The organism is Paenibacillus motobuensis (assembly GCF_039521865.1).
Lineage (GTDB): Bacteria > Bacillota > Bacilli > Paenibacillales > Paenibacillaceae > Fontibacillus > Fontibacillus motobuensis.
The window spans coordinates 322,191-348,015 of record NZ_BAAACX010000018.1 but is presented as its reverse complement, the minus strand read 5'-3'; the positions used below and the strand labels follow the sequence as shown (position 1 = coordinate 348,015).

22 protein-coding genes are annotated in these 25,825 nt (G+C 48.7%); 4 read left to right on the top strand and 18 right to left on the bottom strand.

Features of this window, described 5'->3' with window-relative positions:
- Positions 1-43: 43 nt before the first annotated feature.
- From ABD014_RS20840 to ABD014_RS20805, 8 genes are all read right to left on the bottom strand, one after another.
- The gene (locus ABD014_RS20840) at positions 44-676 is read right to left on the bottom strand and encodes a hypothetical protein (RefSeq protein ID WP_343864449.1); all 633 of its coding nucleotides are present in this window, start codon (positions 674-676) and stop codon (positions 44-46) included.
- On the bottom strand, positions 673-1,230 hold the full coding sequence (locus tag ABD014_RS20835) for a hypothetical protein (RefSeq protein ID WP_343864447.1): 558 nt from the start codon (positions 1,228-1,230) through the stop codon (positions 673-675). The genes ABD014_RS20840 and ABD014_RS20835 overlap by 4 nt, the downstream gene beginning before the upstream one ends.
- Positions 1,227-2,198, bottom strand: a complete 972-nt coding sequence (pilM, locus tag ABD014_RS20830; protein WP_343864445.1) for a type IV pilus biogenesis protein PilM — start codon at positions 2,196-2,198, stop codon at positions 1,227-1,229. The genes ABD014_RS20835 and pilM overlap by 4 nt, the downstream gene beginning before the upstream one ends.
- Positions 2,168-2,662, bottom strand: coding sequence for a prepilin peptidase (locus ABD014_RS20825; RefSeq protein ID WP_343864442.1), 495 nt, complete (start codon positions 2,660-2,662; stop codon positions 2,168-2,170). Before ABD014_RS20825 ends, pilM begins: the two co-directional genes overlap by 31 nt.
- Positions 2,663-2,844: 182 nt before the next feature.
- Positions 2,845-3,288 (bottom strand): prepilin-type N-terminal cleavage/methylation domain-containing protein, encoded by a 444-nt coding sequence (locus ABD014_RS20820; RefSeq protein ID WP_343864440.1) that lies wholly within the window; start codon positions 3,286-3,288, stop codon positions 2,845-2,847.
- 373 nt (positions 3,289-3,661) lie between these two features.
- Positions 3,662-4,870 carry a type II secretion system F family protein gene (locus tag ABD014_RS20815; protein WP_343864438.1) on the bottom strand — a complete coding sequence of 403 codons (1,209 nt, stop codon included), beginning with the start codon at positions 4,868-4,870 and terminating at the stop codon, positions 3,662-3,664.
- A 1-nt stretch (position 4,871) separates the two neighbouring features.
- Positions 4,872-5,921: a type IV pilus twitching motility protein PilT gene (locus ABD014_RS20810; protein WP_343864436.1), complete on the bottom strand. Its 1,050-nt coding sequence runs from the start codon at positions 5,919-5,921 to the stop codon at positions 4,872-4,874.
- Positions 5,918-7,609 carry a GspE/PulE family protein gene (locus ABD014_RS20805; RefSeq protein ID WP_343864551.1) on the bottom strand — a complete coding sequence of 564 codons (1,692 nt, stop codon included), beginning with the start codon at positions 7,607-7,609 and terminating at the stop codon, positions 5,918-5,920. Before ABD014_RS20805 ends, ABD014_RS20810 begins: the two co-directional genes overlap by 4 nt.
- 279 nt (positions 7,610-7,888) lie before the next feature.
- On the opposite strand from ABD014_RS20805, the gene ABD014_RS20800 reads away from it, so the two are divergent.
- The 3 genes from ABD014_RS20800 to ABD014_RS20790 are packed head-to-tail and all read left to right on the top strand — an operon-like array spanning position 7,889 to position 10,126.
- A complete protein-coding gene (locus ABD014_RS20800) occupies positions 7,889-8,362 on the top strand; it encodes a type IV pilus modification PilV family protein (protein ID WP_343864434.1) in 474 nt (157 codons plus the stop codon).
- Positions 8,359-8,853, top strand: coding sequence for a prepilin-type N-terminal cleavage/methylation domain-containing protein (locus ABD014_RS20795; protein ID WP_343864432.1), 495 nt, complete (start codon positions 8,359-8,361; stop codon positions 8,851-8,853). The genes ABD014_RS20800 and ABD014_RS20795 overlap by 4 nt, the downstream gene beginning before the upstream one ends.
- Positions 8,854-8,866: 13 nt before the next feature.
- Entirely contained in the window at positions 8,867-10,126 is a 1,260-nt protein-coding gene (locus tag ABD014_RS20790; RefSeq protein ID WP_343864430.1) for a hypothetical protein, read from the top strand.
- Between the two features lie 135 nt (positions 10,127-10,261).
- Here the strand turns inward: ABD014_RS20790 and ABD014_RS20785 are convergent, their stop codons facing one another.
- Positions 10,262-11,653, bottom strand: a complete 1,392-nt coding sequence (locus ABD014_RS20785; RefSeq protein ID WP_343864428.1) for an L-cystine transporter — start codon at positions 11,651-11,653, stop codon at positions 10,262-10,264.
- A gap of 241 nt (positions 11,654-11,894) precedes the next feature.
- Here ABD014_RS20785 and ABD014_RS20780 point away from each other — a divergent pair, with 241 nt between their 5' ends.
- The gene (locus ABD014_RS20780) at positions 11,895-12,602 is read left to right on the top strand and encodes a 4'-phosphopantetheinyl transferase family protein (protein ID WP_343864426.1); all 708 of its coding nucleotides are present in this window, start codon (positions 11,895-11,897) and stop codon (positions 12,600-12,602) included.
- Positions 12,603-12,670: 68 nt separating this feature from the next.
- On the opposite strand, the gene ABD014_RS20775 is transcribed toward ABD014_RS20780, so the two are convergent.
- The 9 genes from ABD014_RS20775 to ABD014_RS20735 form a co-directional block, all read right to left on the bottom strand.
- A complete protein-coding gene (locus ABD014_RS20775; RefSeq protein WP_343864424.1) occupies positions 12,671-14,422 on the bottom strand; it encodes an extracellular solute-binding protein in 1,752 nt (583 codons plus the stop codon).
- Positions 14,423-14,486: 64 nt separating this feature from the next.
- Positions 14,487-15,371, bottom strand: coding sequence for a carbohydrate ABC transporter permease (locus ABD014_RS20770; RefSeq protein WP_343864422.1), 885 nt, complete (start codon positions 15,369-15,371; stop codon positions 14,487-14,489).
- Between the two features lie 42 nt (positions 15,372-15,413).
- Positions 15,414-16,304, bottom strand: a complete 891-nt coding sequence (locus tag ABD014_RS20765) for an ABC transporter permease (RefSeq protein ID WP_343864420.1) — start codon at positions 16,302-16,304, stop codon at positions 15,414-15,416.
- A 343-nt stretch (positions 16,305-16,647) separates the two neighbouring features.
- Positions 16,648-17,757, bottom strand: a complete 1,110-nt coding sequence (locus ABD014_RS20760) for a response regulator transcription factor (RefSeq protein WP_343864418.1) — start codon at positions 17,755-17,757, stop codon at positions 16,648-16,650.
- Between the two features lie 27 nt (positions 17,758-17,784).
- On the bottom strand, positions 17,785-19,578 hold the full coding sequence (locus ABD014_RS20755) for a sensor histidine kinase (protein ID WP_343864416.1): 1,794 nt from the start codon (positions 19,576-19,578) through the stop codon (positions 17,785-17,787).
- A gap of 439 nt (positions 19,579-20,017) precedes the next feature.
- Positions 20,018-21,259 carry a Gfo/Idh/MocA family oxidoreductase gene (locus ABD014_RS20750; protein ID WP_343864414.1) on the bottom strand — a complete coding sequence of 414 codons (1,242 nt, stop codon included), beginning with the start codon at positions 21,257-21,259 and terminating at the stop codon, positions 20,018-20,020.
- A 136-nt stretch (positions 21,260-21,395) separates the two neighbouring features.
- Entirely contained in the window at positions 21,396-23,081 is a 1,686-nt protein-coding gene (locus ABD014_RS20745; protein WP_343864412.1) for a response regulator, read from the bottom strand.
- A gap of 13 nt (positions 23,082-23,094) precedes the next feature.
- On the bottom strand, positions 23,095-24,828 hold the full coding sequence (locus tag ABD014_RS20740; RefSeq protein ID WP_343864410.1) for a sensor histidine kinase: 1,734 nt from the start codon (positions 24,826-24,828) through the stop codon (positions 23,095-23,097).
- 80 nt (positions 24,829-24,908) lie between these two features.
- The gene (locus ABD014_RS20735) at positions 24,909-25,793 is read right to left on the bottom strand and encodes a carbohydrate ABC transporter permease (RefSeq protein ID WP_343864408.1); all 885 of its coding nucleotides are present in this window, start codon (positions 25,791-25,793) and stop codon (positions 24,909-24,911) included.
- Positions 25,794-25,825 lie beyond the last annotated feature (32 nt).

The window sequence follows — 25,825 nt, the reverse complement described above, 5'->3', positions numbered from 1 at the left end:
AAAAACGCCGATGGATCTCCCCCTAAGGAGGGAGTCTTATCGACTATGGATTATAGAAACTCCTCAACCGTAGGCTGGATGTCCCGCTCTCCTCCCCACTGGTCGCTTTATATTGCATTGCTTCAGCGATATATAGACGCTCCTTAGAATGAATAGCGGCTAAAAAATGTTTTGTCGCTTCCAGCGATCCCTCCAGACGAAGCTCTATACCAATTGACAAGAGCCCCGGGATTTGTTGATTAGCTCTCTCCAGCAGACCACTGAATCCATCAGCGGAAGTGATACTCTCTCCCTCCGTAGAAACAGCAGTAGACCGATCAACAGTGACCGGCTCCTCCAGGAGAAATGACGCCCCAAGTACCTTGACTCCGGAGAGATCCGCCGCCGTCTCCAAGTCGCGCAGCATCCCCTCCTGATCCACCTTCTTCGGCAATTGTCCCTGGTCCAGACCCGCTTCCTCCGCAGCGGCCTCCCTAGCCTGAGCACGCTTATCTTCAGCGATTTGCTCAGTCTTATGTAAGAACTGCACAGACTCCTGCTGTTTAGCTGACAAGCTATGCGATTCATTTAATACCGGCCGATACCATAAGAAATAAAACACACCGCAAAAAACAAAAATAATGACGGCCAGAAATAATAGAAACCCGTCTCTTCGCTCCATCTGTCCCGAGATCATCCGGCTTCACCTGCCTGCATCTGTCCAAGAATTGTCGGGATGTCCCTTTCTAACAACCGGAAAGTCCCGATATAGCGTTCATCCTGCTCATTCACTGATTGAATAAATACTTTCCCCCCAGCAAATATCTGCTGGATGGAAGTCGAATACGCCCCAACTGCGTTCATACTGTGAAAAGAACAAGTCCATTCCACGCTGCCACCATCAAATTGAAGACTTTCCATTTGCCCCCCTTCTGGAAGGGGCGCCTCCATCTCACGGATGACGAGCTCTAGATCCGGACGAAGCTGACGCAAGCTCTTGAGTAGATCCTTCGCTTCAGTTCCGACTCCGTGCATTTTGCTAAGCTGCAGTATTTCCAACTGCAGCTCAGCCTGCCGTCGCTCGGTAGTCTGGATGCTTGTCCGCATGGTGCTAACCGATTGTCTGAGTTCAATGTATCCTACAACTAAATATGCGGCGAGCAACACCCCAGCCAACAAGAGAATGACCGGCAACAGAAGCGCGGACCATAACGGTCGTGGACGCGGCGGGAGAAGATTAATCTCGATCACGATTGCTTCGCCCCCTTTAGCGCCAACCCAAGCGCAATAGCATAGCTATCCTGGCAATCCGAAGACACTGCAGTGAAATATTCCTGAACATCGAATTCCAATACATTTACCTGACCGAAGGCCGTATTCAGCTGTTGTCTGATCGTTCCCTTATCAGGAGCAGATCCAGCCAGAATAATTGTAGAAATTCGTTCCCCGCCTTCATGTAAAGTATATTCGTAGAAATTGATAATCCGCGTAACCGATGAGACAATCTCGCTATACCGCCAGTTATTCAGACTATCCTCCGACACCTGTTCCAGAGAAAATGTACGAATGAAGTCAGGGATTCCATTATTATATAAATACACCTCCGCTTCCTTTTCTTTAAAGTAAATCACCATTACACACTCCTGCTCCAATTGATTCTGGCGCTGTAAAATTCGCGATAAAGCGATAGCGCCAAGATCCACCGATTCAATGTGGAGTCCGGCAGCCTCAAGCACATCAACCATCTCCACGATGAGCGGACGGGGAACAGCGGCGACGAACGTAGGCAGCATGCCCTTCTCCAGATCCTCAGGCCGTTCATCCATCCAATGGTAATCTATAATCGGCTGTTCAAAAGGAAAGCGGAGACTTCCCTCAATCTCAAGCGCCGTCACCTGCCTCTGCTGTCGCGGTCTTACCTTAGGGACACGTAGAATACGGATGAAGGACTGGGCAGTCGGCGCGGCAAGATGCGCCTTGCTGCCGCTTAATCGATAACGCTCCAGCCAAGTCTGTAGTGTATGGAGATGAACTGTTAGTTCAGGCCAGCCTTCCTCGTTGATCAATGAAGGAAGGGGCAGAAAATCGCAAGCCGTTACAGTACCCAGCTTATGATCAATTTGGACGAAGCGGACGCCCTCCTCCTCTACTGTAACTCCGACCCCAGCCGGTCGTGTCCAGCGGTTAATTATAGATGAACTACGCTTGTCATATACCAATGGATGATCTCCTTTCCGTAGGCATGCACTATCAGGGCCGCCGCAGTCAGATAGGGGCCGAAGGCTATCGTACGATGCCCGCGGCCTCGCCAGATCATCTGCGTCAGACCGACGCTCATGCCGAGCAGGCTAGCCAAGAATAGCAAGATCAGAACGCCAGGGAATCCGACAACTGCGCCGAGGATGCACAGCAGCTTGACGTCGCCCATCCCTACGCCGCGGCCAAAGGTTAGTGCAGACAGCAGCAGAAGCAGCAAGCCGCCGCAGGCTAGACCGAGCAGGTGAACCCAGAGCGGTTCACCGCTTATGAACGGCGCAGCGACGAGCAGAGCACCGCCAAAGAGCAACACGATCCCGTTCGGAATAATCCGCGCCGCAAGATCGGTGTAGGTCACCAATACGGACAGCGCGGACAGCAGCAGTCCGATACCCCATGCGCCGGTGAAGCCGAAGCGCATGTACATGAGGGCGAACAGCACCGCCGTGACNGGCTTCGCCAGCCGCGGGAGATACACCCGGCGGCGTAAGCCCGCGCCGGGCAAGCAGCCATCGGCTGACCTCGCCAAGCGCCCAGCCGGCCCCCAATCCGATGAGAAAGTTAACAATTATCATAATCGTAGGAATCATCGCCTTGTTAGTTTCCGCCTCAAGGGGCCGTAGCGGTTACAGTGCTCTTGGTTAACTGATCTATAGTAAATTCTCCAACAGTTTTTCCGTCAACATAAAGCGTGACAATTGTAGTGTTACTCTTCACCCCACCAAGATCTACTTTTGTAAGAGTATTGTCAAAAGGCTTCCCCTCCTTCGGATCCGTCAATCCACCTTGAATATACCCCTCACTTATTAACTCATCTAGAGTATGGACTTCCTTCATCTCCCCATTAAACTTCGCAATCGACCGCAGCTTCGCAGCTTCAAACAGCTGGTTCGCCGTTGCTACCCGTGCATTCTCCTTCGTTTTATCCAGCATCCCTGTGATGAGCGGTACGGCGATCGCCGCAATAATCCCGATAATAACGATAACAGCCAGCAATTCGATGAGTGTAAGCCCCTTCTCTTCTTTTCTCAAACGTTGGATGAGTGCAGTCATAGTCGTTAACCTCCTAAAATATTTTTTGTTTTTTAAATGAGTGTTCAAAAAGTCCGCTTTTCAGCACCGAGAAGGTTGGATGAAGCTAGGGTCTGAGGTGCGGAGCGTACGTAGTTGGTACGTGAGTACCTGAGATGTTTCCGTAGGAAACATGGACTTCGTAAGCATCTGCTTAGGCCCGGGTGAATTCAAGATTCGATGTCGATTAAGCTACCAGTGACTACTACGTGTTAGATATAGGATTTATAAGTTATCAACGGAGTTGATGAAATTCTATATCGCAAGAAAACCTACCTCTGAATCGCGGTCGCTCATCCTTGAATTGGCCTCGATGGGTTTTGTTATCAAAAGTGAACTTTTTGAATTACCTCTACTAGCTTATATTTCCGTAAAGGCTCAGCATCGGTATCATGATGGACGCCATAATGAAGCCTACGACACCGGCCAGAAGGACGATCATAATCGGTTCGATCAACTGCTTGAGCTTGTCCACGCTGTTCTCGACATCACTCTCATAGAAGTCGGCCACCTTGCCCAGCATCGTATCGATCGAACCGGTCTCTTCACCGACTAGGATCAGTTGGGTGACGAGTGGAGGGAAGATCCATGATTGCTTGAGTGGCTCCGAGAGTGGGCGTCCCTGTCGGAGCGAGATCTGGCATTCGCGAATCGTCGCCCCAATTACCTTGTTGCCGACCACCTTCTCCACGATGGCCAAGGATTGCAGCACAGGCACCGCGCTCGCATAGAGAGAAGACAGGGTGCGCGTCATTTGAGCGATAGCGCTCTTGCGATTCAGCAGGCCAAACACCGGCACTTTCAGCTTGATATAATCCCAGGCATAGGCGCCTCGTTCCCAACGGAGCAATAAATATATAACAGCTACAATCCAGACCATGACCATCAGCCAAATATACCAGCGCTCCTCGATGCTTCGACTCAGCGAGAGGGTGAAGCGAGTAATCGCTGGCAGATCACCGCCAAGCTGAGTGAACATCGTCTGGAAGCGCGGAATAATAAATTTAAGCAGAAAAACCACTACGAAGACGGCCACTATGCTGACGATGGCCGGATAGGTCATCGCCGATTTTACCTTCTCCCGGGTATAGTGTGCTCGTTCAAAATAGACGGCCAACCGCTCCAACGTATCCTCCATACTGCCCGATTCTTCCCCGGCCCGGATCATATGGACAAATATCGCGGGGAATATGCGCGGATAGGCAGAGATCGCACCAGAGAATGTATTGCCCTTGCGAAGCTCCGCATTCACCTCGTGCAGCGTCTTGGCCAGGGGCTTGCTCTCGCATTCTGCTGCCAGCACGTTCGTCGCCTCAACAATCGATATGCCAGCGCGGATCATCGTTGCAAATTGGCGGCAGAACACAACGAACTGCTCATTCTTGACCGGGCTGCCGATGTAGAACTCTTTATTCCATACGGACTCCCGCTGCTCGTGGATATCCGTCACGATATACTGCTGCTTCAGCTCGGCTAGGGCGCTGCTGCGGTCAATCGCCTGGATGACGCCACGGCAGCTGCGCCCTGATACAATATCCTTCCCGCGATATGCATACTGCGGCATATTAAATATGTCCTTCTGCTAGATACGGCTTGGCTGAGACTTCATCAATCAGGTTGAGCCGCAGCAGTTCTTGCAAGCTCATATCCAGTGTATGCATGCCAAGCTGGTGGTTCGTCTGCATCACACTCTTGATCTGATGCACCTTCTCTGTACGGATCAAATTGCCGACAGCAGGCGTATTGAGCAGTAGTTCGGTCGCGCATACCCGCCCCTTTCCACTCCGTGACGGCAGCAGACGCTGCGATAGGACAACCAGCAATGTTGCCGCCAATTGAATTCGAATCTGTCCCTGTTGCTCCGGTGGGAAGGTATCGATAATCCGATCGATCGTCTGCGGAGCATCGGAGGTATGAAGGGTGGCGAATACGAGATGGCCGGTCTCGGCCGCGGTGATTGCCGTACGAATCGTCTCAGGATCACGCATCTCCCCGACCATAATCATGTCAGGATCCTGTCTGAGCGCAGCCCTCAGCCCTTCGCCGAAGGATGTAGTATCAAGACCAACCTCACGCTGATTAATGATCGATTGATCATGACGATGCAAATACTCAATCGGGTCCTCCAGCGTAACGATATGCTTCCTCTTCGACCTGTTCACATAGTCAATCAACGAAGCTAATGTCGTAGATTTCCCGCTGCCAGTAGGCCCGGTCACAAGGAACAGACCCTGCGGCCTCTGCGCTAGCTTCAGCAGCACCGGCGGCAGCTTCAAAGACTCGAAGGAGGGAATCGTTGGAGAGATCACCCGGGCCGCAATGCCGACCGATCCACGCTGACGATAGACATTAATCCGAAACCGAGATAGCCCAGGTATCCCATATGAGAAGTCCAATTCGCCTCTGATTGAGAATTTCTCATATTGCACCTCATTTAGCATCGACCTGGTGAACTCCTCAAGTTGTAATGGAACCAGCGGCTCATCATCCAGGCGGTGAAGCTGTCCGTCAATACGCAGCACCGGCGGGGAATTGACCGTCAAATGAAGATCAGATGCGCCGCCATCAAATGCCTGACGCAACAGATCGACGAAATAAACCTCAGCTGTCTTCAATATCCGCTCACCTCCTCTTCCTCTCCAGTCTCCCGAAGTATTTCCTGCAGCGTTGTCTTACCTTCCTGCATTTTGAGAAGGCCATCTTCGAATAATGGCTTCATTCCCCGTTCCGACGAATAGCGGCGCAGCTGTTGGATCGGAACACCGTTCACGATCGCAGCCCGCAGCTCATCATCCAAATACAGCACCTCATGGATCGCCATTCTTCCCCTGTACCCGCTCTTGCCGCATGTTCCACAGCCTGTCCCGCGATACAACGTATCGGCCTGAACGCCAATACGCTCAAGATAGATCCTCTCCTGCAGATCCGGAGAATACGCCGCCTTGCAATCAGGGCAAATACATCTGACTAGCCTCTGGGCTACGACTCCGATTAATGAGGAGGATATCAAATACGGTTCCAGCCCCATATCCCTAAGGCGGACTACCGTGCTGACGGCGTCGTTCGTATGTAATGTCGAGAATACTAAGTGACCGGTTAATGAAGCGCGGATCGCGATCTCGGCTGTCTCGAAGTCGCGGATCTCACCAACCATGATAATGTTGGGGTCCTGGCGCAAAATAGAGCGAAGCCCCTTGGCGAAGGTCAGACCAGCCCCCGTATTCACCTGCATCTGGTTCACGCCCTCCAGCATGTATTCGACAGGATCCTCGACGGTAATAATGTTGGTCTGCTCCTGATTCAAATGCTGCAGCGCGGAATAGAGCGTCGTCGTCTTGCCGCTGCCCGTTGGTCCAGTTAACAGCACGATGCCATGCTGCTTCTCGATCATCCGTCTGAACAGTTCCAGATTGTGCTTCGTCATACCAAGCTTCTCGATGCCCTTGATCCCGGAAGTGGTGTCCAGAAGACGCATCACGATCTTCTCTCCATGCACTGTCGGCAGTGAGGACAAGCGAATATCGATTCCTTTCCCGTCAACAGACAGCTTAATCCGTCCGTCCTGAGGCAGTCGGCGTTCAGCGATATTCAGATTGCCCATAATTTTGAGCCGTGCCGTGACCACTCCCTGCATTCCCTTCGGAATGGATCGCTCATTGCGCAGCATGCCATCGATCCGGTAGCGGATCGCTACTTGCGTCTCCATCGGATCGACATGAATGTCACTTGCTCCAAGCCGAACGGCTTGTTCAATCATCTGCCGCACCAGCCGCACGACCGGGGAATCCTCGTCGGTAATAGACGATTCCTCCACTTCGATATGGCCGTCCCCGCTGCTAATGTCATTGATCATCTCATTCATGGAGTTCTGCAGGCCATATAATCTGGCGATCCCGAGTTGCAGCTCGCCCTGCGATATAATCGCAGGCTCAATCGTAAATCCGGTGCTCATCCGCAGATCATCAATCACGAGCAAATCAAGCGGGTCCGTCATAGCAATCATCAGCTTGCGTCCATCCGCTCTGATCGGCAATACATGATACCGTCTGGCCAAACCCTCGGGCACAATCTGGGCCAGCTTAGAATCGATTTGATACCGCGATAGTGTCACATGAGGAATTCCCAGTTGAAATTCAAGTACCTCGATCAACTGATGTTCTGTCATAACGCCCTGCGACAACAGAATATCACCGAGCTTCTTTCGGGAATGCCGTTGTTCCTCCAGTGCAGCTTGCAACTCCGCTTCCGTTATAATCTCAGACTCTAAGAGAAGCTCGCCAAGCCTTTTTTTGAACATCTGCATCATTCACCTCTGAATTGAACGACAGATTTGCTAGATTTGTGTTGAATGGAAAGTAGATAAAGTAGGTCAAAAATACTATGTAAGGTAAGAAAAATGTAAAATCGAGGATGTTTGTGGAAGTTATGTTATACATTATATACCTTTTTTAGAAAAGATGCTATTATAAATGGTAGATTGTTCCTAGTCACTCCGTCCAGCGTCCTATTCGTGTGAAAAATATGTTTAATAGGGTCGGTTCTCGCAATAAAATATCTTCCCCGTAGAAAGGGAGTAAGTAGTATGGGTATTGCCCGCAAATGCTGCATGTCCTGTCGCAGCGCGCTCGCGCGCGAGGATGGACTGACTCTGATTGAGGTAGCGGCTGCACTGGTCATCCTCTCACTGATCAGCCTATACTTCCTGTCTTACTTTACGAACAGCGCCGCCCAGAGCAAGCTCATCAACCAACAGCTATCGGCCACTCACCTCGCCAATGCCAAGCTGCATGAAATTCAGTCCATGGCCTTTGACCAACTGCAACAATATGCTAGCTCCGGCAGTTCTCTGCCCGAGCAAGCTGAAGATATCTATTCCATTCAAACCATAGTAAGCTCTTCCCACCCCGAGTATCCATTCAATTCCGACTTCCTGTACATCACAGTCACCGTATATTGGTCCAAAGATCCGGATCATCCAGAGCAATACAGGCATCAGATCTCACTAGTTGGCGCCGCCAGACGGGATTACCAGAAGAACGGAGGTGCCCAGACATGAGAAACCTAGCGCAACGACTCAGGGATGAGGACGGTCTGACCCTTGTCGAGCTTCTCGCCGCGATCGCCTTATCCGCACTGTTGCTCATGCTCGTCTCTACCGTTCTTACCACCTCCCTGATGGCCTATGGGCGTATCAATCATGAGACTGAACTGCGTAACCAAGCCGTTACGCTCAGTTCCAGCCTGCAGACCAGACTGAAGAATGCAACCAAGATCACCGATAGGGACGCAGTTGGACCGCTGGACAAGTTCCAGGCTGAAGTGCTGACTGACGTGCTCAGTGGAAGTACTCAGCCCGTTGCTGTTCGGCTTAACAATGGAAATTTGTATGTCAATGGTTCCCAGATGAATGATGATAGCTTGTCGCTGGCCGGTTCTTTCTTTGTAAAGGATACTGCCGGACTCCAGCTCCATCTGAAATTTCGACTTATAAATGCACCTAATGTCGAACCCCTTTATTTATTCGTCTCGATCAAATTCATATCATGAGGTGAATGAGAACATGGATAGATCCCCACGTTCCACTGAACGCGGCTACGCTCTCGTCTCCGTGCTGCTTCTCACCGTCCTGCTGTTCCTTCTCGGAACGCTTGTCATGAGAAGTGTTGCCGATTCGCAAGGCATGGTGAATATATCCGGAGATATCGTATCCGCACAGGCCGACGGTGAGACGAAGCTGATGCTGAAGCTGTCTGATCTCCGCACACAAATTATGGATTTACAGAATCTGGAGGATATAGTCACCCTGGAGCATGTCCGCGATACGGCTGATCCCTATGTAGACTCTGACAGTGTAATGATGGACGAAGAGAGCCAGCGCTACACCGCAGTAGTGTCTGCCCAAGGTAAGTCGGGCAAAATCACCCAAACTGTACAGAGAAAAGTAGAGATCACGCTAAGCTATAATCCGACAGGTCCTCCGGATGGCGAGGATAACAACGGATATGCCGTCGTAAGTCAAGGCTCCATGGATCTGAACGGTACAGTTATTGAGGGAAGTGTGTATGCTGGCGGAGCCCTTGCGAACAATCAATCCACCGTTAATGGCCAGAAGGTCACGCCTGTCACGCCACCTATGGATGGTCTAAGCTTGCCATCGAGATTGGAGGTCGCTTCCATAGTCTCAGAGCTTGATAAGCAGTTATCCCTATCATTATCTGACTTGTTCCATCAAGCTCCTACTCAACCGGTAAATTTCGAGGTCTCCAGGAATGAGCATTATACCGGGTCAACCACGCTCAGAAGCTTGAAGCTCATGGATGGAAAAACCATCGAAGTCGACGGCGACTTAGTCATCCAAGGCGAATTAACGATGCAGCCCGGATCAAGTCTCTCCGCCAGCGGCCATATTTACATCAACGGGAATCTGATTCTTAATGGCAGTGCCGAAATTCATTCAGGAGAATCCATTTACGTCAACGGATCTATGAACATGAACGGGAGCACTCCAACTAAGACCGTCATTGAGGGAGATCTGTATACAAATCAAATCAATATTAACGGTACACTCACAGCAGGACACATTTATGTAAAATCCGAGGTCAACGGCACTTTGTATAACCACAGCCAATTCAAGATTTACTCAGCAGGCTCCCTCATATTGAATGCCGGCTCCGACCCTTCTACTCTGCTCGGTTATGTATACTCGAACGGCTCGATCCACCTTAATGGCAACGGAAAATTAACCATCGAAGGAACGGATATCAACAAGCAGCCGCCGAAGCAGCCAGCCGATATTGTATTCATTGAAGGGAGCCTATGATTAGGCAGATAGACTGATCTACATCTGTATAAAAAAGACGGCAGCCTCTCTCATCTTTGAAGATGATCAGAGGCTGCCGCCTTGTCATTTATAGAGGTTGTTCAAAAAGTCCTCTTTTGATCACGAACTTATATATTATGCTTGCACAGCATCCAATTCTACATTTTGCTTGAACACGTCTTTATCGTTCTCGCCAAGCACCTTGCCGGTTACAACCCCGGCTACGATCGAATCGTTGACGTTCAGTGCGGTACGGCCCATGTCGATCAACGGTTCAACGGAGATCAACAGGCCCGCCAGACCTACAGGCAAGTTCATCGTCGACAATACGATCAGCGAAGCAAAGGTAGCTCCACCACCAACGCCAGCAACACCGAACGAACTGATCACTACAACAAGAATCAAGGTAATGATGAAATCCCAGCTCATTGGATTAATACCTACCGTCGGTGCAATCATTACCGCCAGCATCGCCGGATAGATCCCAGCGCATCCGTTCTGCCCGATCATCGAGCCGAACGAAGCCGACAAATTGGCAACACCCTCAGGCACACCCAGACGTTTCGTCTGAGTCTCTACATTCAGCGGAATGGTAGCAATACTAGAACGGGATGTGAACGCGAAGACCAGTGTCGGGAATACTTTTCTTACATACTGAATCGGATTGTATCCGAAGAGTGCCAGTATAATTAAATGAATAATGAACATCACGATCAGAGCTACATAGGAAGCGCCGACGAACTTGATCAGTTTCAGAATTTCTTGCGGGTTCGTCGTCGCCACTACATTGGTGATGAGCGCCAGAATTCCGTAAGGTGTCAGCCTCAGCACCAAGGTTACAATTCGCATAACAACGGCGTATACAGATTCAACGATTTTACGGAAGGTCTCTGCCTGTTCTGGCTTCTTCCGGTCTATTCCAAGTACAGCAACACCGATAAATGCCGAGAAAATCACGACGGCCATCGTCGAAGAACTACGTGAACCAGCCATATCCGCAAACGGATTCGTTGGGATGAAATCCAGGACGTACTGCGGGATCGTCTTATCGGCTACATCGCCGACACGCTCTTCAAGCTTCGCTCCGCGCTCCTGTTCTTTCTGGCCCGCTTCAATTTGAATTGCCTTCAGATCGAAGCTAAGGCTAGTAACGATACTTACGGTCGCAGCGATTGCTGTTGTTATCAGCAATGTAGCAATAATCAGAGCTGTCATCTTGCCCAAATTCTGTTTGCCCTTCAATTTCATAATCGCTGAGATGATCGATACCATAATCAGCGGGATAACGACCATTTGCAATAAGCCGACATAACCCCGTCCGACAAGATTGAACCAATCCGACGATTTGGCCAGCACATCAGAGCTGGAAGTATAGATAGCTTGTAATACAACCCCAAATACAAGACCTAATCCAAGACCGGTAAATACTCGCTTTGTAAAAGAAATATGCTTCTTCTGCATCCAGAGCAACAGCCCGATTAATGCAAGCATAACGACAACATTCAGAATGACTTGAATGGTTTCCACTTCTGTCTCTCCCCTCAACTGTCATCACAAAATGACCTTGCTGATTTATTAATGACGATATAATATCACAATCTCGACTAAATGGGTAGGATTAATTTAAGATTACTTTTGGGAACTTTGGGAACAGTCCTCTTCCTCTTTATCATCCACAAATTTCATTTCAACGATACTGTGTTAAAATGGAAATCGATGTAGAACTCTTCTTCTTAACAATATTACTTTCGAATAACGGGAGAACCTTATGTTAGAAATTTATATGACTCCGCTTCAGCATAATATGAATCCCCTCCACTTTGAAAACCTGCTTCGCTTACTTCCCTTGTTCAAGCAGGACCAAATACGTAAGTTTGCCCGTCGAGAGGATGCATATCGTTCGCTGATCGCCGACATTCTCTCCAGGTGGCTAATATGCGATTATCTTAGCATAGCTAATGAAAAACTGCAGATTATGCAAAATGCCTATGGGAAGCCGATTCTTCAGAGTAACGAAGGACTGCATTTCAACCATTCCCATTCCGGGCAGTGGATTGTCAGTGCCATTTCCGATGCCCCTGTCGGTATTGATATCGAGCAGATGAGTAACATTGATCTCGGGATTGCAGATCGCTTCTTCTCTGAACAAGAAGTTATGGATTTACGCGAGATACCGGTGGAGGTCAGATCCGACTATTTCTTTGAGTTATGGACTATAAAGGAGAGCTATATCAAGGCGGAGGGCCGCGGCCTCTCTCTGCCCTTATCCTCATTTACCATCCGCAAGCAGGGCGGCGAAATTCAACTTGATACAGAAAACAGCTTCCAACACTGTTTCTTCAAGCAATATATCCCCGATCCGCTTCATAAAATGGCGGTTTGCGCCCAAAGCGCGGACTTCCCAGAGCAGCCTCGGATCATCGACTTTGATGAGCTATACAGAAAATTCATGCACGTCAACACAACGACTCGATAAAGACTCTGAACCATACAAAAAACAGCCGATAAGCGCTCTTCACGCTTTATCGGCTGTTCTATTTGCATTTACTTGCTCATCTCAGCGACTTCGCCGAGAATTTTCTCTCCGCCCTGCTTATTCCACTTTGTCACGAATTCGTCGAAGGAATCGATCGGAGCCGAGCCCATGATGATCTTGGCGAAGGTCTCCTTCTCCAGCTTCTGCAGATTCGCCCATCTGGAAGTCATCGTATCGGTCTGACCGTAGTACAGACTGTATACCTCTTTAATATTCGTATCTGTCGCCAGCGGTCTGTCGCCGACCATAATTGAGACGAGACGCGGTAGGTTGGTTGTTATCAGGTCACCGCTGTCCTTCAAATCCCAATTGTTGATCGAGAAATCATCGAGCGGTTCCTTCTTCAGCTTCTTGATCGCATTCATATCGTCCTTAAGCAGCTTGTGCGTGCTGAAGTCGATGCTGTCAATATCAGCCTCGCCTTTCAAATATTTTGCGAGAATATCGTAGGACACTTCAATCTCATCCACGTTGTCAAATACGGTAAAGAGCGGGTATCCTCCAGATGGTGATGGATTTTTGCCCAAGCCTGACTCTACCCATTTCGATTCATCACGCAGGAGCAGATTGACCAGCTTCAGTACAGCCTCCGGATTCTTGGCATTCTTATTGACAACCACGAACGCATTCGCCGGAGCAGCCATGTGAGCATAATAGCTGCCGTCATCCGCCTGAGGGTAGGCATACGCCTGCCAGTCAGGAGTCGGGTCTTTCTTGTAGGCGTCGGCAATCGTGTATCCGGTCCACCAAGGTCCGAAGAAAATGCCGGCCTTGCCGTCCAGAATTGGCTGCAGACTGTCGTCGCGAACGAGCAATTCCTTGTCGATCAAGCCTTCTTTATACATATCAGCCAGGGTCTGCAGCGCTTGCTTGGTCTCCGGCTGTGTGGAGCCGTATACAACCTCGCCCTGATCATTCTTCAACCAGTAGAGCGGGAAGGATTTGTGGGCTGCAAAAATCGGATCCAGACCATATAAGTTGCCGTCTGTGCCGCTCAGGAGGCCGGATTTCGACGGACCTACGATCCCCATCGTATCTTTCTTGCCATTGCCGTCAGGGTCCTGTTCAATGAAAGCACGGGCTACCTTCTTCAGCTCCTCCAGATTCTTCGGAGGCTCCAGACCCAGCTTATCGAGCCAGTCTTGGCGAATCCACATCTGGCTCATTCCAGATGCCTTCGGCACTGTGGCAGGGATAGCCATAATCTTGCCATCGCTCTCTACCAATTGCTTCAAGGCGTCGCCGCCGCTCTCATAGAAGCCCTTCAGCATATCGCTGGCTGTAGAGTTGAACACATCTGTCAAATCGGCCAATTGGTCAAACTTCTGCATCGATTTGAACTGCGTCAAGTTCACAATTGCTGCATCAGGAATATTGTTGGATGAAATCGCCAGGCTAATCTTCTGATCCCAGTCCGCCGGAGCGCTGATCCAGTCATACACGATTTCAATATTCAGCTGCTTCTTGATCTCATCCAGGTACTGGTTGTCCTCCACAGATTTACCTTCATCAAACTTGAGATTCGGGTCAAGGGAACGAACAAGATGAAGAGTTACCGGTTCTTCATACTTCCCGAAGGGATCCAGTGCCGCCGAGGAAGCCTCGTTGTTGGCGTTGGCCGTATTCTCAGCCTTATTGCCAGCAGTATCATTGGATGGGCTATTCGCGTCTGTGTTCGCTTTATTGCCACCGCAGGCTGTCAGACTAGCCATTAGCATGACCGTAATCAACCCAGTTAGTAGCCATCTGCGCTTTTTCATTGATTTTCCCCCTAGAAATGATATTAGAAAATATATTTCAATTGCACCGCTGGCGCAATTAAAATCACTCTTTCACAGATCCAAGCGTAATCCCCGTGATGAAGTACTTCTGCAGGAACGGATAGATGACAAGGACCGGGATCATGGCGATGAATATTTTGGCAGCATTCAGTGAGCGGTTGTTCAGCTGCGAGATTTGCTTGATCTGCTCGGTATCCATCGTCGATAAATTCAAATTTACCACCAGCTGCTGGATATAGGTTTGCAATGGATAATTGGACTGCTTGGTACTCAGTACCAGCCCCGCGAAGAACTCATTCCAATAGCCTACGATGGTGAAGAGGGCAATCGTCGCCACGACCGGAGCCGAGATAGGAATGAAGATCTGGATAAATGTGCGCCAAGGTCCGGCGCCATCTACATAAGCCGCCTCCTCCAATGCCGCCGGAATATTCCGGAAGAAGTTGACGACGAGGATCACATTGAAGATCGGCAGACTTCCTGCCAAGACGAGTCCCCAGATCGAATCGATCAGCCCATAGCCGCGCATTACGAGATACCAAGGAATCGTTCCTCCATTAAACAGCATGCAGAAGACGAGCACCCACATATAGATATTGCGGTGAGGCAGCTGTCTCGATGTCTTCGACAACGGGTAAGCCATCATCAGGATGGCGGCCAGGCTCACAGCCGTACCAATCACCACCCGCTTGACCGATACCCAGAAGGAATTGAAGAAAGCCGCCTCTGACACGATCTTCTGGTAGGACAGCAGATTGAACCCAATTGGCCAGAAAGTAACCGAACCGGCATTAACAGCCGCTTTATCGCTGAGCGAGATCATCAGGATATACCACAGCGGAGTCAGACATAGCAGTGTAATTAATATAAGCAAGGTGGCATTGATGCCATTGAACAATCTGGAACCGAACGTTTTTTGCTCGACCAAGGTTTCTCCCCCCACACATGAAGTCTTAGAATGAATGCACGATTAAAAGATCTTGTATCCTGTAAATTTGTCCGCTAAGGCATAGCTGGTTACGATCAGAACGAAGCTGACAACGGACTTCAGCAGTCCTACTGCAGTAGCCAGACTAAATTGCAACTCTACTAGACCCGCACGGTACACCCATGTATCGATGATGTCCCCGGTGGAATATACCAGCGGATTATACAGGTTATAAATCTGATCAAAGCCTGCATTAAGTACATTCCCGAGAGAGAGAATCGCCAGGAGAATCACGGTGGTCTTAATTCCCGGCAGTGTAATATGAATCAATCTCTTGAAGCGGCTAGCACCATCGATGGCGGCAGCTTCGTGCAAGGATGGGTCGATAGAAGTCAAGGCGGCCAAATAAATGACGGCGTTATAACCGAATCCCTTCCAGATATCTGATCCAATGACCAACGGTCTGAACATATCTGCACGGCCAAAGAATACGATCGGCTCTATACCGAATACGCCCAGCAGACTATTGATAGGCCCATCGACGCCGAAGATGTTCAGTACGATGCTGCCGAGAATAACCCAAGATAAGAAGTACGGCAAGTACACCAAGGTCTGGATCGGCCTGACGAGCTTCTTGATCGTCAATCCATGGAGCATGAGCGCAAAGATCAAGGGGATGATCAGGTTCCCGATCAATTTCCCGACCGCAATGACAATTGTATTGATGAATACTTGGGTGATATCGTCCATGCTGAACATATAACTGAAGTTCTCAAGTCCGATCCAGGGCGATTTGAAGATTCCCAAGGCCGGATTGAAATCTTGAAATGCCATTACGATTCCGAACATGGGAACTATGCTGAATAAAGTAAGCCAAATATAACCGGGTGCCATCATGAGCCAATAGTGCTTTATATTTTTTTTACTGTACATTGTGTCTGTTCTTCCCTTCACATAATTTAATGGCGCTTTCAAGAAAATTGCTCTCGAATCGATGACAGCGTTTTCTTATTACAAAACAACTATATCACCCATGTATCGACGACCCGTATGGATGGATGTTGCCTAGAAATCATTGAATCGTCTTATTTACCTACGCTGCATTCATGCATTCCGTAAAAGTAGCACTGCCCTCTTCAAATTACAAAACAATAGTCGTGATTGAACTTTAATGAAGCTAAAAGCTGAAGTGCAGAGAAAAAAAGACCGCCGCCGCAACTAACCTGAGTTAGCTACGTAGCAGTCCTTATGCCGCGGATACATCCAGCAGGCTATGTTATGCCCTCATTAAACTCTTCTTCACTCCATTCTGCTTCCTGTACTCGCCAGGGGTCATGCCGATGATTTCGCAAAATACACGGATGAAATAATTCACATCCTCATAGCCAACCTCTTGAGCGATTTCTGAGATCAGATCTTCCCTCTCGATCAACAGCATTCTCGCCCTTCGAATGCGTTCCTCGCGTACGAATTCATTGAAGGACATGCCGGTATTTTTCTTGAAATTGATAGAGAAATAGCTGCGACTAAGCCTAACGATCTGAGCAACTTCCTCGCCGTGCAGCTTGCCGCCCAAGTTCTCCTTCACGTAGATGACAGCCTTTAGAATACAGAGCTGGATGTTGTCCAGGCTATTCTCCGAAGCAGCTTGCTTATATAGCGCTTCCCTGAAACCCGCGAGCCAATCCATGAACTCGCCCAAGTTACTGTATTCCTGAACATTTTTCTGTACTGTTCCCACGCTCTCCTCTGCCACACTCGTTAAATGAAGCAGCACCTGCGCCGCTTGCCATACCGAAATATGGAGCGCTATAGTCCCCTCACACAGTTCTTTAAATGTAGTATCATCATACAGCCAGTACATTTGGTTCCATTTGCCGACAAGATACTCCCATTCCTTCTCATTACGAGCTTCAGACCGATGATGCTGGTCTTGACGACTTAACGCCCCCTTCTTATTCTCTAATTCACTAGATACAGCAGCAGAGGTAGACAATGGCTTCAATATCGTCTCCACCTTCTCGCTGATCCTGCGCAGCAGCTCATCACAATCCATGCTCTCCATCTCCAGCTTGGATATATAATCAATCGCTCCGATCCGCAGGGCAGACTGGGCGTAGTGAAATTCCTCATGAAAGGTAAGTACGATGAATAGCAGTTCAGGATACAGCTGATGGCATTTCTCCATTAAGGAAATCCCACCCATAACGGGCATATCGATATCAACAAATAATAGATCTACGGGATGATCCTGTAGAAATTCCAGCGCCTTCGTTCCGTTCTGCGCCTCGCCAGCCACGACCATGCCGTACTTCTCCCATGGCATCATCGAGATGATGCCTCTTCGCGCCAGACGGTCATCGTCAACAATCAACACTCGATACATCGGACATTTCCCCTTTTCACTTATTGGTTATTTCTGCACTACACCCAGCATCGGTTTCTCGCGATCTATCGGCAATACCAGAGTGACTTTAGTCCCCTGATCCAGTTCACTATCAATGGTAATCACAGCATTGTCCCCATAAAATGATTCCAGCATATAGCGAACATATCGCAAGCCGATTCCATCAATTTTATGTTCCTCATTGGGGCTTTGCTGTAGAACATCACGAATACGGCCAAGCTGCTCACGGTCCAGACCTTTGCCATTATCCTCGAATGTAATATCAATTGCATTGCGACTCAAGGAAGGGGCCACACCTATTCTTAGACACCCTTCGTCACCAAGTCCATGATGGAGTGCATTCTCGGCGATCGGCTGCAGAATCATCCTCGCTGTTGGTGTATCCAGATACGCTCCTTCCACAATGTCTACGTCCACTTCGAAGTCATAGCGCATCTTCTGCAATTTCAGATAAGCCTGAAGCATCCTGATCTCCGTCCTCAGCGTCGCTTGTTTATCGATCTTATCGAGGCTGTAGGCCAGAATATAATTCAGTTCGGTAATGAAATTCTCGATCTCGGCCTGCCCATGCATTTTCGCCAGCCAGTGAATGGAATGGAGCGAGTTCATTAGGAAATGAGGATTGATCTGATAATAGATCTTCTCAATTTCAAGTCTGTGCTTCTCTTGAGACATCCTTTCCGTATCCATCAGCAGCCCCTGGATCTGCCTCTTCATAGTGTTGAACTGCTTGAACAACGCATCGAACTCCAGCACGCCGCTCTGTACGGACACTTCGTTCAGATCTCCTCTGCCCAGCTTCTTCATCTCCTTCGAGAAAATAGCGAGCGGTGTGTAGATCAGCCGTGATAATAAAACAAACGAGGCAATAAATACGAGTAGGGCCACTAACAGAATCCCAGCCACATTACGAATCCAGGTGTACAGCTCGCGATTATAATCGGCGGAAGGCAACAGCAGCACGTTATCGAATCCAAGCTCTGTGCCGAGCCTGACACCCAAATACTTATCCGCACGGCCAAAGTAACCGGCACCTATTTGCTCTTCATCCTTCAAATGAAGCATCTGCCCCACAGTAAAATCATCCTTGCTGGAGAATTGAATCCGGTTATCGCTATCCAGCTGCAGCAGAATATAGTCCATATTTTGCGAATGGGACAGATTCTTAATGACGGCATCCGCCTCCAGACGCGATTCGATATAAATAATCAGTTCGCGATCATCCTCTAGCGTAATGCTACGCGACACCGAGAGCACTTGATGCTCACCCAACTTTTCTATGCTGGATTGATGCAGGGAATGGAACACGAATGTCCCGTTCCTGCCCAATACGTTAAAATGATCAGGAGAGAAATCCTCATAGGGCAAGAAGTCATAGAAATAGCTCTCCCCCGTCTTCGGATCAAAATAGGTTCTGCCAATGAGATTGCTGTTCGAGAAAGTGATCTTGACCAGATTATCGGAAATTTGCTGTCCCAGCTGATACTTTTCGAAATTGGAGTTTTCCTGAAAATAATCGCCTAACAAGGAACCTACTGTCCCCTCCGGTGACATCTGCTGGGACACCTGCGACATATTTTTGTAGCTCTCTTCCATTTTGTCCGTCAATTGCTGCAGATCGATCACCATCGAGGTTTTTAATTTATTTTTCTCTATGGAATGAATCGCCTCATAAGAGACGACAGCTAGAATCATCAGGATGACGATCGTCTCAATGACAACAACAAAGATCAATCTCTGCTTCAACGCTCTTACCTTGAACAAATCTGTAAAATAGAATCCAAGTCGAAGCCTCTTCATTCCGTGTCCTCCATTACATGTTGGAGACCTGTTATTTCAGCCTGATGTGAAGCGCTTTCATTGTTGTCATGAAGCTTTTTCTTCAAGCAGCCATCTCCTCTCCTGCCCTACTCTATAGTTGTGCAAACGTTTGTAATTTATTGTATAACGAACCACTGACCTACTCAACTTTATTTATCATACAATATATGCCTGATCCTTTAAAATCATATGTATTTGAGATTATTCCCTGGGCGATTTCCCATCATTTCTCTATTTTTCTTCAAATATCGTATTGATCCAATTTCCGAAAGGCACCCTCATCAGATAGGTGACATAAGTGATCTGATGCGAATAATAAAAAATCGAGCCCGGGCAGCAGCCCAAACTCGACCTTCTTCAACTCATAAGCATTCATTGATTGCTTCACCTTCGACGTTATTCTGTGGTGCCTATCCTTCTAAATCTGTACGGGCTGTCCGCCATTCAGACGGGACTGCTCAGCGGCGAAGGCGATCAGATGGCTCTGCAACGAGGCTGTCGCAGATGTCAGTCCATAACCCGACTTCTGCTCGAAGTTATGGACATGCTTAATGAACTGGCTGATCATACGCTCATCGCCTCCGCCATGCCCATCTCCGTTCACACTGCACTCGATCTCGACCCGTTCGTCGGTGGCGTAACGATATAAAGTGAACTTGCCTTCCTCCATATCCCCAATAATCTCCCCGCGGGTTCCCATGAGCTGCACTCGTCTTGTGCCACTCTTCGTTAGCCCTGACATGATGAAGGAGGCGTTCGCCCCATTTGCAAACTCCATGTTGACGATCTGATGATCTACCACGTTGTTATCGCAGCGATACACACAGCGTCCGAACGGGCCTTCCTTGATCGCCTTCAGAATTCCCTGCTGGGATAGATCGTCGGTCATATAACGAGCCCACGGATGCTCAGGCGGCTGAATATACATCTTCATCGCGGAGAAGGGACATTCCTTCTCAACCGCGCACAGATCGATGCAGCGCTCCGTTGACCCTTCAGGAGCATTCTCCTTCCTGAAGTGCAGCAGTGATCCATACGAGCTGACACTGGTGCATTTCTCGTCCATGAGCCAGGAGATCAGATCCAGATCATGACAGGACTTGGCTAGAATCATCGGACTCGACTCTTCGGAATTTCTCCAGTTGCCTCGCACATAGCTATGCGCCATATGCAGATAACCCACATTCTCCGTCAGCTGTATCGTAGCTACTGTCCCCAATTCCCCGTCATCGATACAGCGCTTGATTCCCGACCAGAATGGGGCGTAGCGCAGCACATGGCTCACAATAAGCAGTCTTTGATATTGAAGAGAAGCTTGCTCCAACTGGATGCATTCTTCCTTTGAAGGTGACATCGGCTTCTCTAGCAGAACATGATAACCTAGAGCCATCGCCTTCATCGCTGGCTCATAATGCTCCCGATCGAGCGTACTGATGATCATGACATCAGCAAGTTTCCCGTGCTCGAATACCTTCTCCCAAGTATCAAATACATATTGAGGCGCAATCTGATGAATGCCGGCGAATTGCTCTCGACGTTCGGCACTCGGTTCTGCTACCGCAACGAATTGAAGCTCATTCGGAAATTTCTCAGCATAGGGGCCGTAGATGAAGCGCCCTCTGCTCCCAGCACCCAGTAAGACAGCTGTAATTGTCTTCATATCTATTCCTCCTCGTCAGTTTACCGGTTACTTAATAGAGGTGGTTCAAAAAATCTGACTTTTTTGAACTCGCACTTATATTGTAGTAACTGACCCTAAGGTGGATAAATAGATAAGAATAGAGATTCATATACACTTATTGACTTTGCTGCTGAATCTCCGATCCCAGCATTCTGAATTCCTGCGGAGTCATACCACTCTGCCGTTTGAAGAAGCGTATGAAGGCTAGTGCAGAGTTATAGCCTAACGCAGCAGCTACCTCGCCTACTTTTTGGGATGAGTTCAAGAGCATGGACTTCGCCGCCAACGTACGATAATCGTTAATATACTTCGATAATCCCTCTCCCGTAATTTGCTTATACAACCTGGATAAATAGGAAGGATTCAGTCCTACATAATCCGCGAGCGCATTTAATGAAGTGTCCGCGGCAATATTCCTCTCAATATACTGATGAACCTTGGCGACAACCTCAGCCGGAGTATCCTCTTCCCTGGAGGCAATCCATTCAAATATATACTCGGCCAGCTGCCAGAAATAATGATCAAGCTCCTCCCAGGACCCTTGATGCTGCGGATGAAATAGTTGATCCAGGTCAAGCAAGGTATTCAAATAATCCCGAACGTCCGGATGCTTGCTGAGGTAAAACAAGTAGACCGCTGAAAGAGAGTGGTATAGTTCGATTTTTCGCTCATAGGACCCTGTATCTTCCTTCCATATGGAGACCAGTTCGAGGTAGAGCTCACTGAATTGCTCCTGATGGTTGTTCTCCAGACAGGTCATCAGAAGCTGTACGCGGGTATGGTAGAAAGGATCATAGCTCTGCGCCTGGGCCCTGACCTCATCGTTGTCGGTCGTCTCAGCAAACGCCGCAGATTCGATATCTCTTATTCCTTCCCGCTGGGTGGCAAAATCATATTTAAGCGTATGGAAGCATGGGGATAGTTCATTCCATGAAGTACTTCTGTTGCTAAGTACAAAGGAGGCGGATAAACCTAATACCCGTTCACAGCTCTGCTGAATTACATGAATGAGCCGCTTCGCCTCGCGATGCGCTCTCATCCAATCCATGAAGGGCTCGGCGCCCCCGCCCAAGTCCTCTCTGACCGGTTGAATCAGCCAGACGATTCTGTTCTGATCATAGCAGCAGGAGTAGCTCCGCACATGAGATGATAAATATTCATCGCTAATATTTTTGAACGCATAGATATAGAGCGCTTTATCCTGCGCAGACAAGCCTTGCTTCCATTCCTCGATCCGGCCCAGCATCATGTACACCGGCAGCTCGGCCTCCAGTGGAATGCGAACCTCCTCGAGCCTATGGTGAAGCTGCTGAGCACTTAGCTGCTTGCCCTTCAGCAGTTCCAGCACAGCCTCTTTCTGCAGCGAAGGCATCGCCATCCTCATATTGGCCTGGGCCTTGGCGATCATCGCCTTCTCCTTCGCCTCCTCTTCCAGCTTGGCAATCGCTCTTTCCACAGACTGAATGATTTTATCATCGCTCTCGATCTTGAGGATATATTCAAATCCGCCATAGGTTATGGCGCTTCTAGCATATTGGAAGTCGTTATATGCCGACAGAAATATCACTTTGCAGGACGGCCAATGGCTCCTGATCTCCTGCAGCAGCTCAATCCCTTCAAGACCGGGCATCTTGATATCCGAGATCACAATATCGATAGAATGCGCTTTCAAAACTTCCAGGGCCTCCTCCCCGGAATTGGCTTTGTACAGCTCAAGCTCCAGATGCGATGTCTGCTCGAACAATTCGAGAAGGCCATCAACAATAATGGGAAGATCATCGACGATTAACAAGTGATACATGCTGTTTCCCCCTCTAGCTCATTCTTAATTGAATCGTCACCTTCAAACCTCCTAGATCGGAACGTGAGACCGTGATTCCATACTCCTCGCCGTATCGCAGCTGCAATCGGCGATGGACATTAATCAGACCGGTCGTCTCTTCAAAGGTATAGTGAGGCCGTGCCAAGCGGTCATTAAGCTGATGAATATTTAAATCGCTCATACTATCACCGTTATCTTCAACGCAGAGAATAAATGTGTCATCTTGCGGTTCCCCGTACACACGAAGCATGCCGTTGCTTCTCATATTTCCTAGAGCATGTACATAGGCATTCTCAATAATGGGCTGCAAAATAAGACGTGGCACCATCATATCAGGCACGCGAGCGTCAAATTCCACCTCAATCCGGTCGCCATAGCATATACGCTGCATTTCAACATAAGTCCGTGAATGATCCATCTCCATACTCAGCGGGATTTCATCCTCGGTATTGCGGGTAATAAATTGAAAATACTGGCCAATATAAAGGCAGAATTGATATGCCTTCTCTTTCTGATGATCCGATTTGATCAAACGGCACAATACAAAGAAGCAATTGTACAGAAAATGTGGATTAATCTGTGATTGCAGTCGCTTTAACTCCGAGCGTTGATTTCGGATTTGTTGTTCGTAATTTTCTTCGATCAATGTCTTCAAAGATCTTACTGTATTATTAAAGGCATGATATAAATAGCCGAATTCATCCTCGCCCCGATCAATCGCTATGTACTCCAGCTTATTCTGCTGTACGCGGCGGAACGAGTAGATGAGCTTCATCAAAGGGCGGTAGATTAACCTTCGTAATGAATAGGTGAAGAAAAGAACGATACCGACGGCGAGCACTGCAGCGCACCAGAACCACACCTGGTACTTGCGGATCGGGCCTAATATCGCCGATTCAGGAACGCTTGATACTAAGTACGAATTCCAGAGTTCGGAATAGCGATAGACCGTTAAATAACGCTTCCCTTCAAATTTGATCGTTTCATAGCCTTCCTTTGCTTGCTGCTCCTGCTTGTCAACCGCCAGCTGCTTCATCACTTCCAGAAGTCCCGTATTGCTCCCGCTTACCAATGACCACTCCTGATCCATACGTAGCATCGCAGTCTGCCCTTCTCGGGAATTGGTAATCTGCGAGAGCTTCTCGATAATTCTGTTGGTGGACAGCTCAATACTAATGGCAAAGAGAGGTTCCCTAACCGTACTCCCAGGGTACTGCATGCTGATGAACAGACGATTCTGCCAATAGATGAACGGCTGATCATACATATTGGCACTCTGGCGCATCGCTTGATACTCCTGCTCCTCGACATTCGTCTCATAGCTGGAGCTTAGTATCGTTCGCTCAATCAGAGGCACATACGCTCTGGACTCCTGAATGAACGGACTTGAATCCTTCATCAGATGCAACCGCTTCTGGATCTCTAGCACTTTGGCAGACCGCTCGTAGGCGCTCATCACATCTCCTGTAGCGGCCAGCTCCATCAGGTCCGTATCCATCACATAGTTTGGCAAATAGCGGTATATACGATCTACTTCCTGATCGAGAGAATCGAGGTAGAAATGGGTGGTGTTCATCATCGACTCGGAGATTCCCTTACGAATGCTGGCAGCCCCCTGCTGGTTAATAATCCATGTAATCAGCATTAACGGCAGCAAGGCAGCCAGAAAGGCCGCCATAATCTTCTTAAATATGGAAAAGTCACGGAAATGTAGAAGTTTTCTCATAGCTAGCTCTCCTGTATAGATGAATCAGCCTATTCATCCATGTTCAAAAAGGCCGGTTTTCAGCACCGGGAAGGTTGGAACTACTCCTTAACACTCCCCATGACAATCCCCTTAATAAAGAAGCGCTGCATAAACGGATAAATAATCAAAATCGGAAATGCGGCCACGAAAATCTGGGCGGCTCTACTGGTCCGGTCCGACAGCTTCAGCATCAACTCGGCATTCTCCGCCTTAATGAACCGAAAGTCCATATTAATTATAACCGTTTGCAGGAAGGTTTGGAGCGGATAATTATCAGGATGGTTCATATAGAGCATTCCGTCGAACCAGCTGTTCCAATGACCTACAATCGTAAATAGTCCGGTAGTCGCAAGCGCTGGCAATGACAAAGGGGCATATATTTTCCACAATGTCTTGAAATGGCCAGCCCCGTCAATACGAGAGGATTCCTCCAGCTCCTTCGGCAGATTCCGGTAGAAGTTCAGCAGCAGGATAATATTAAATACTTGCACCGCTCCCGGCAGCACCAGCGCCCAGATCGAATCGATTAGGCCCAGCGATTTGACGGTCAGATACATCGGAATCAGCCCGCCGTTGAAGAGAATCGTGAATACGAATATCCAGGCGTACCCGGTGCGAAAACGAAAATGCTGTGTATCTTTGGACAAAGGGTAGGCGGTTATGATCGTTAAGAGCATACTAAAGGCCGTTCCTAGAACTACTCTTTGAATCGATACGGCAAAAGCGCGCAAATACTCCGGTTTGCCGAACACATTCTCGTAGGCGGCTGTTGTAAATTCAACCGGCCACAAAATGACCTTTCCCGCCGATGCAGCCGCTCCGGAGCTTAATGACATCGACAGGATATGGATGATCGGCATTAAGCACAACAAGGAGACGAATCCTAGAAAACAATAATTGCCGACTAGAAACACCTTTCTGCCCCATGATTTATTGTGTGTCATGATGCTGCTCCCTTCCAAGCATTCGCTAATGA

Excerpts from the sequence above, each read along its gene's own strand:
- ABD014_RS20820 (WP_343864440.1), bottom strand. The coding sequence starts at position 3,288 with ATGACTGCACTCATCCAACGTTTGAGAAAAGAAGAGAAGGGGCTTACA.
- ABD014_RS20800 (WP_343864434.1), top strand. The coding sequence starts at position 7,889 with ATGGGTATTGCCCGCAAATGCTGCATGTCCTGTCGCAGCGCGCTCGCG.
- ABD014_RS20825 (WP_343864442.1), bottom strand. The coding sequence starts at position 2,662 with ATGTACATGCGCTTCGGCTTCACCGGCGCATGGGGTATCGGACTGCTG.
- ABD014_RS20805 (WP_343864551.1), bottom strand. The coding sequence starts at position 7,609 with ATGCAGATGTTCAAAAAAAGGCTTGGCGAGCTTCTCTTAGAGTCTGAG.
- ABD014_RS20765 (WP_343864420.1), bottom strand. The coding sequence starts at position 16,304 with ATGTACAGTAAAAAAAATATAAAGCACTATTGGCTCATGATGGCACCC.
- ABD014_RS20750 (WP_343864414.1), bottom strand. The coding sequence starts at position 21,259 with ATGAAGACAATTACAGCTGTCTTACTGGGTGCTGGGAGCAGAGGGCGC.
- ABD014_RS20740 (WP_343864410.1), bottom strand. The coding sequence starts at position 24,828 with ATGAGAAAACTTCTACATTTCCGTGACTTTTCCATATTTAAGAAGATT.
- ABD014_RS20840 (WP_343864449.1), bottom strand. The coding sequence starts at position 676 with ATGATCTCGGGACAGATGGAGCGAAGAGACGGGTTTCTATTATTTCTG.
- ABD014_RS20735 (WP_343864408.1), bottom strand. The coding sequence starts at position 25,793 with ATGACACACAATAAATCATGGGGCAGAAAGGTGTTTCTAGTCGGCAAT.
- ABD014_RS20780 (WP_343864426.1), top strand. The coding sequence starts at position 11,895 with ATGTTAGAAATTTATATGACTCCGCTTCAGCATAATATGAATCCCCTC.
- ABD014_RS20760 (WP_343864418.1), bottom strand. The coding sequence starts at position 17,757 with ATGTATCGAGTGTTGATTGTTGACGATGACCGTCTGGCGCGAAGAGGC.
- ABD014_RS20775 (WP_343864424.1), bottom strand. The coding sequence starts at position 14,422 with ATGAAAAAGCGCAGATGGCTACTAACTGGGTTGATTACGGTCATGCTA.
- ABD014_RS20755 (WP_343864416.1), bottom strand. The coding sequence starts at position 19,578 with ATGAAGAGGCTTCGACTTGGATTCTATTTTACAGATTTGTTCAAGGTA.
- ABD014_RS20790 (WP_343864430.1), top strand. The coding sequence starts at position 8,867 with ATGGATAGATCCCCACGTTCCACTGAACGCGGCTACGCTCTCGTCTCC.
- ABD014_RS20815 (WP_343864438.1), bottom strand. The coding sequence starts at position 4,870 with ATGCCGCAGTATGCATATCGCGGGAAGGATATTGTATCAGGGCGCAGC.
- ABD014_RS20795 (WP_343864432.1), top strand. The coding sequence starts at position 8,359 with ATGAGAAACCTAGCGCAACGACTCAGGGATGAGGACGGTCTGACCCTT.
- ABD014_RS20745 (WP_343864412.1), bottom strand. The coding sequence starts at position 23,081 with ATGTATCACTTGTTAATCGTCGATGATCTTCCCATTATTGTTGATGGC.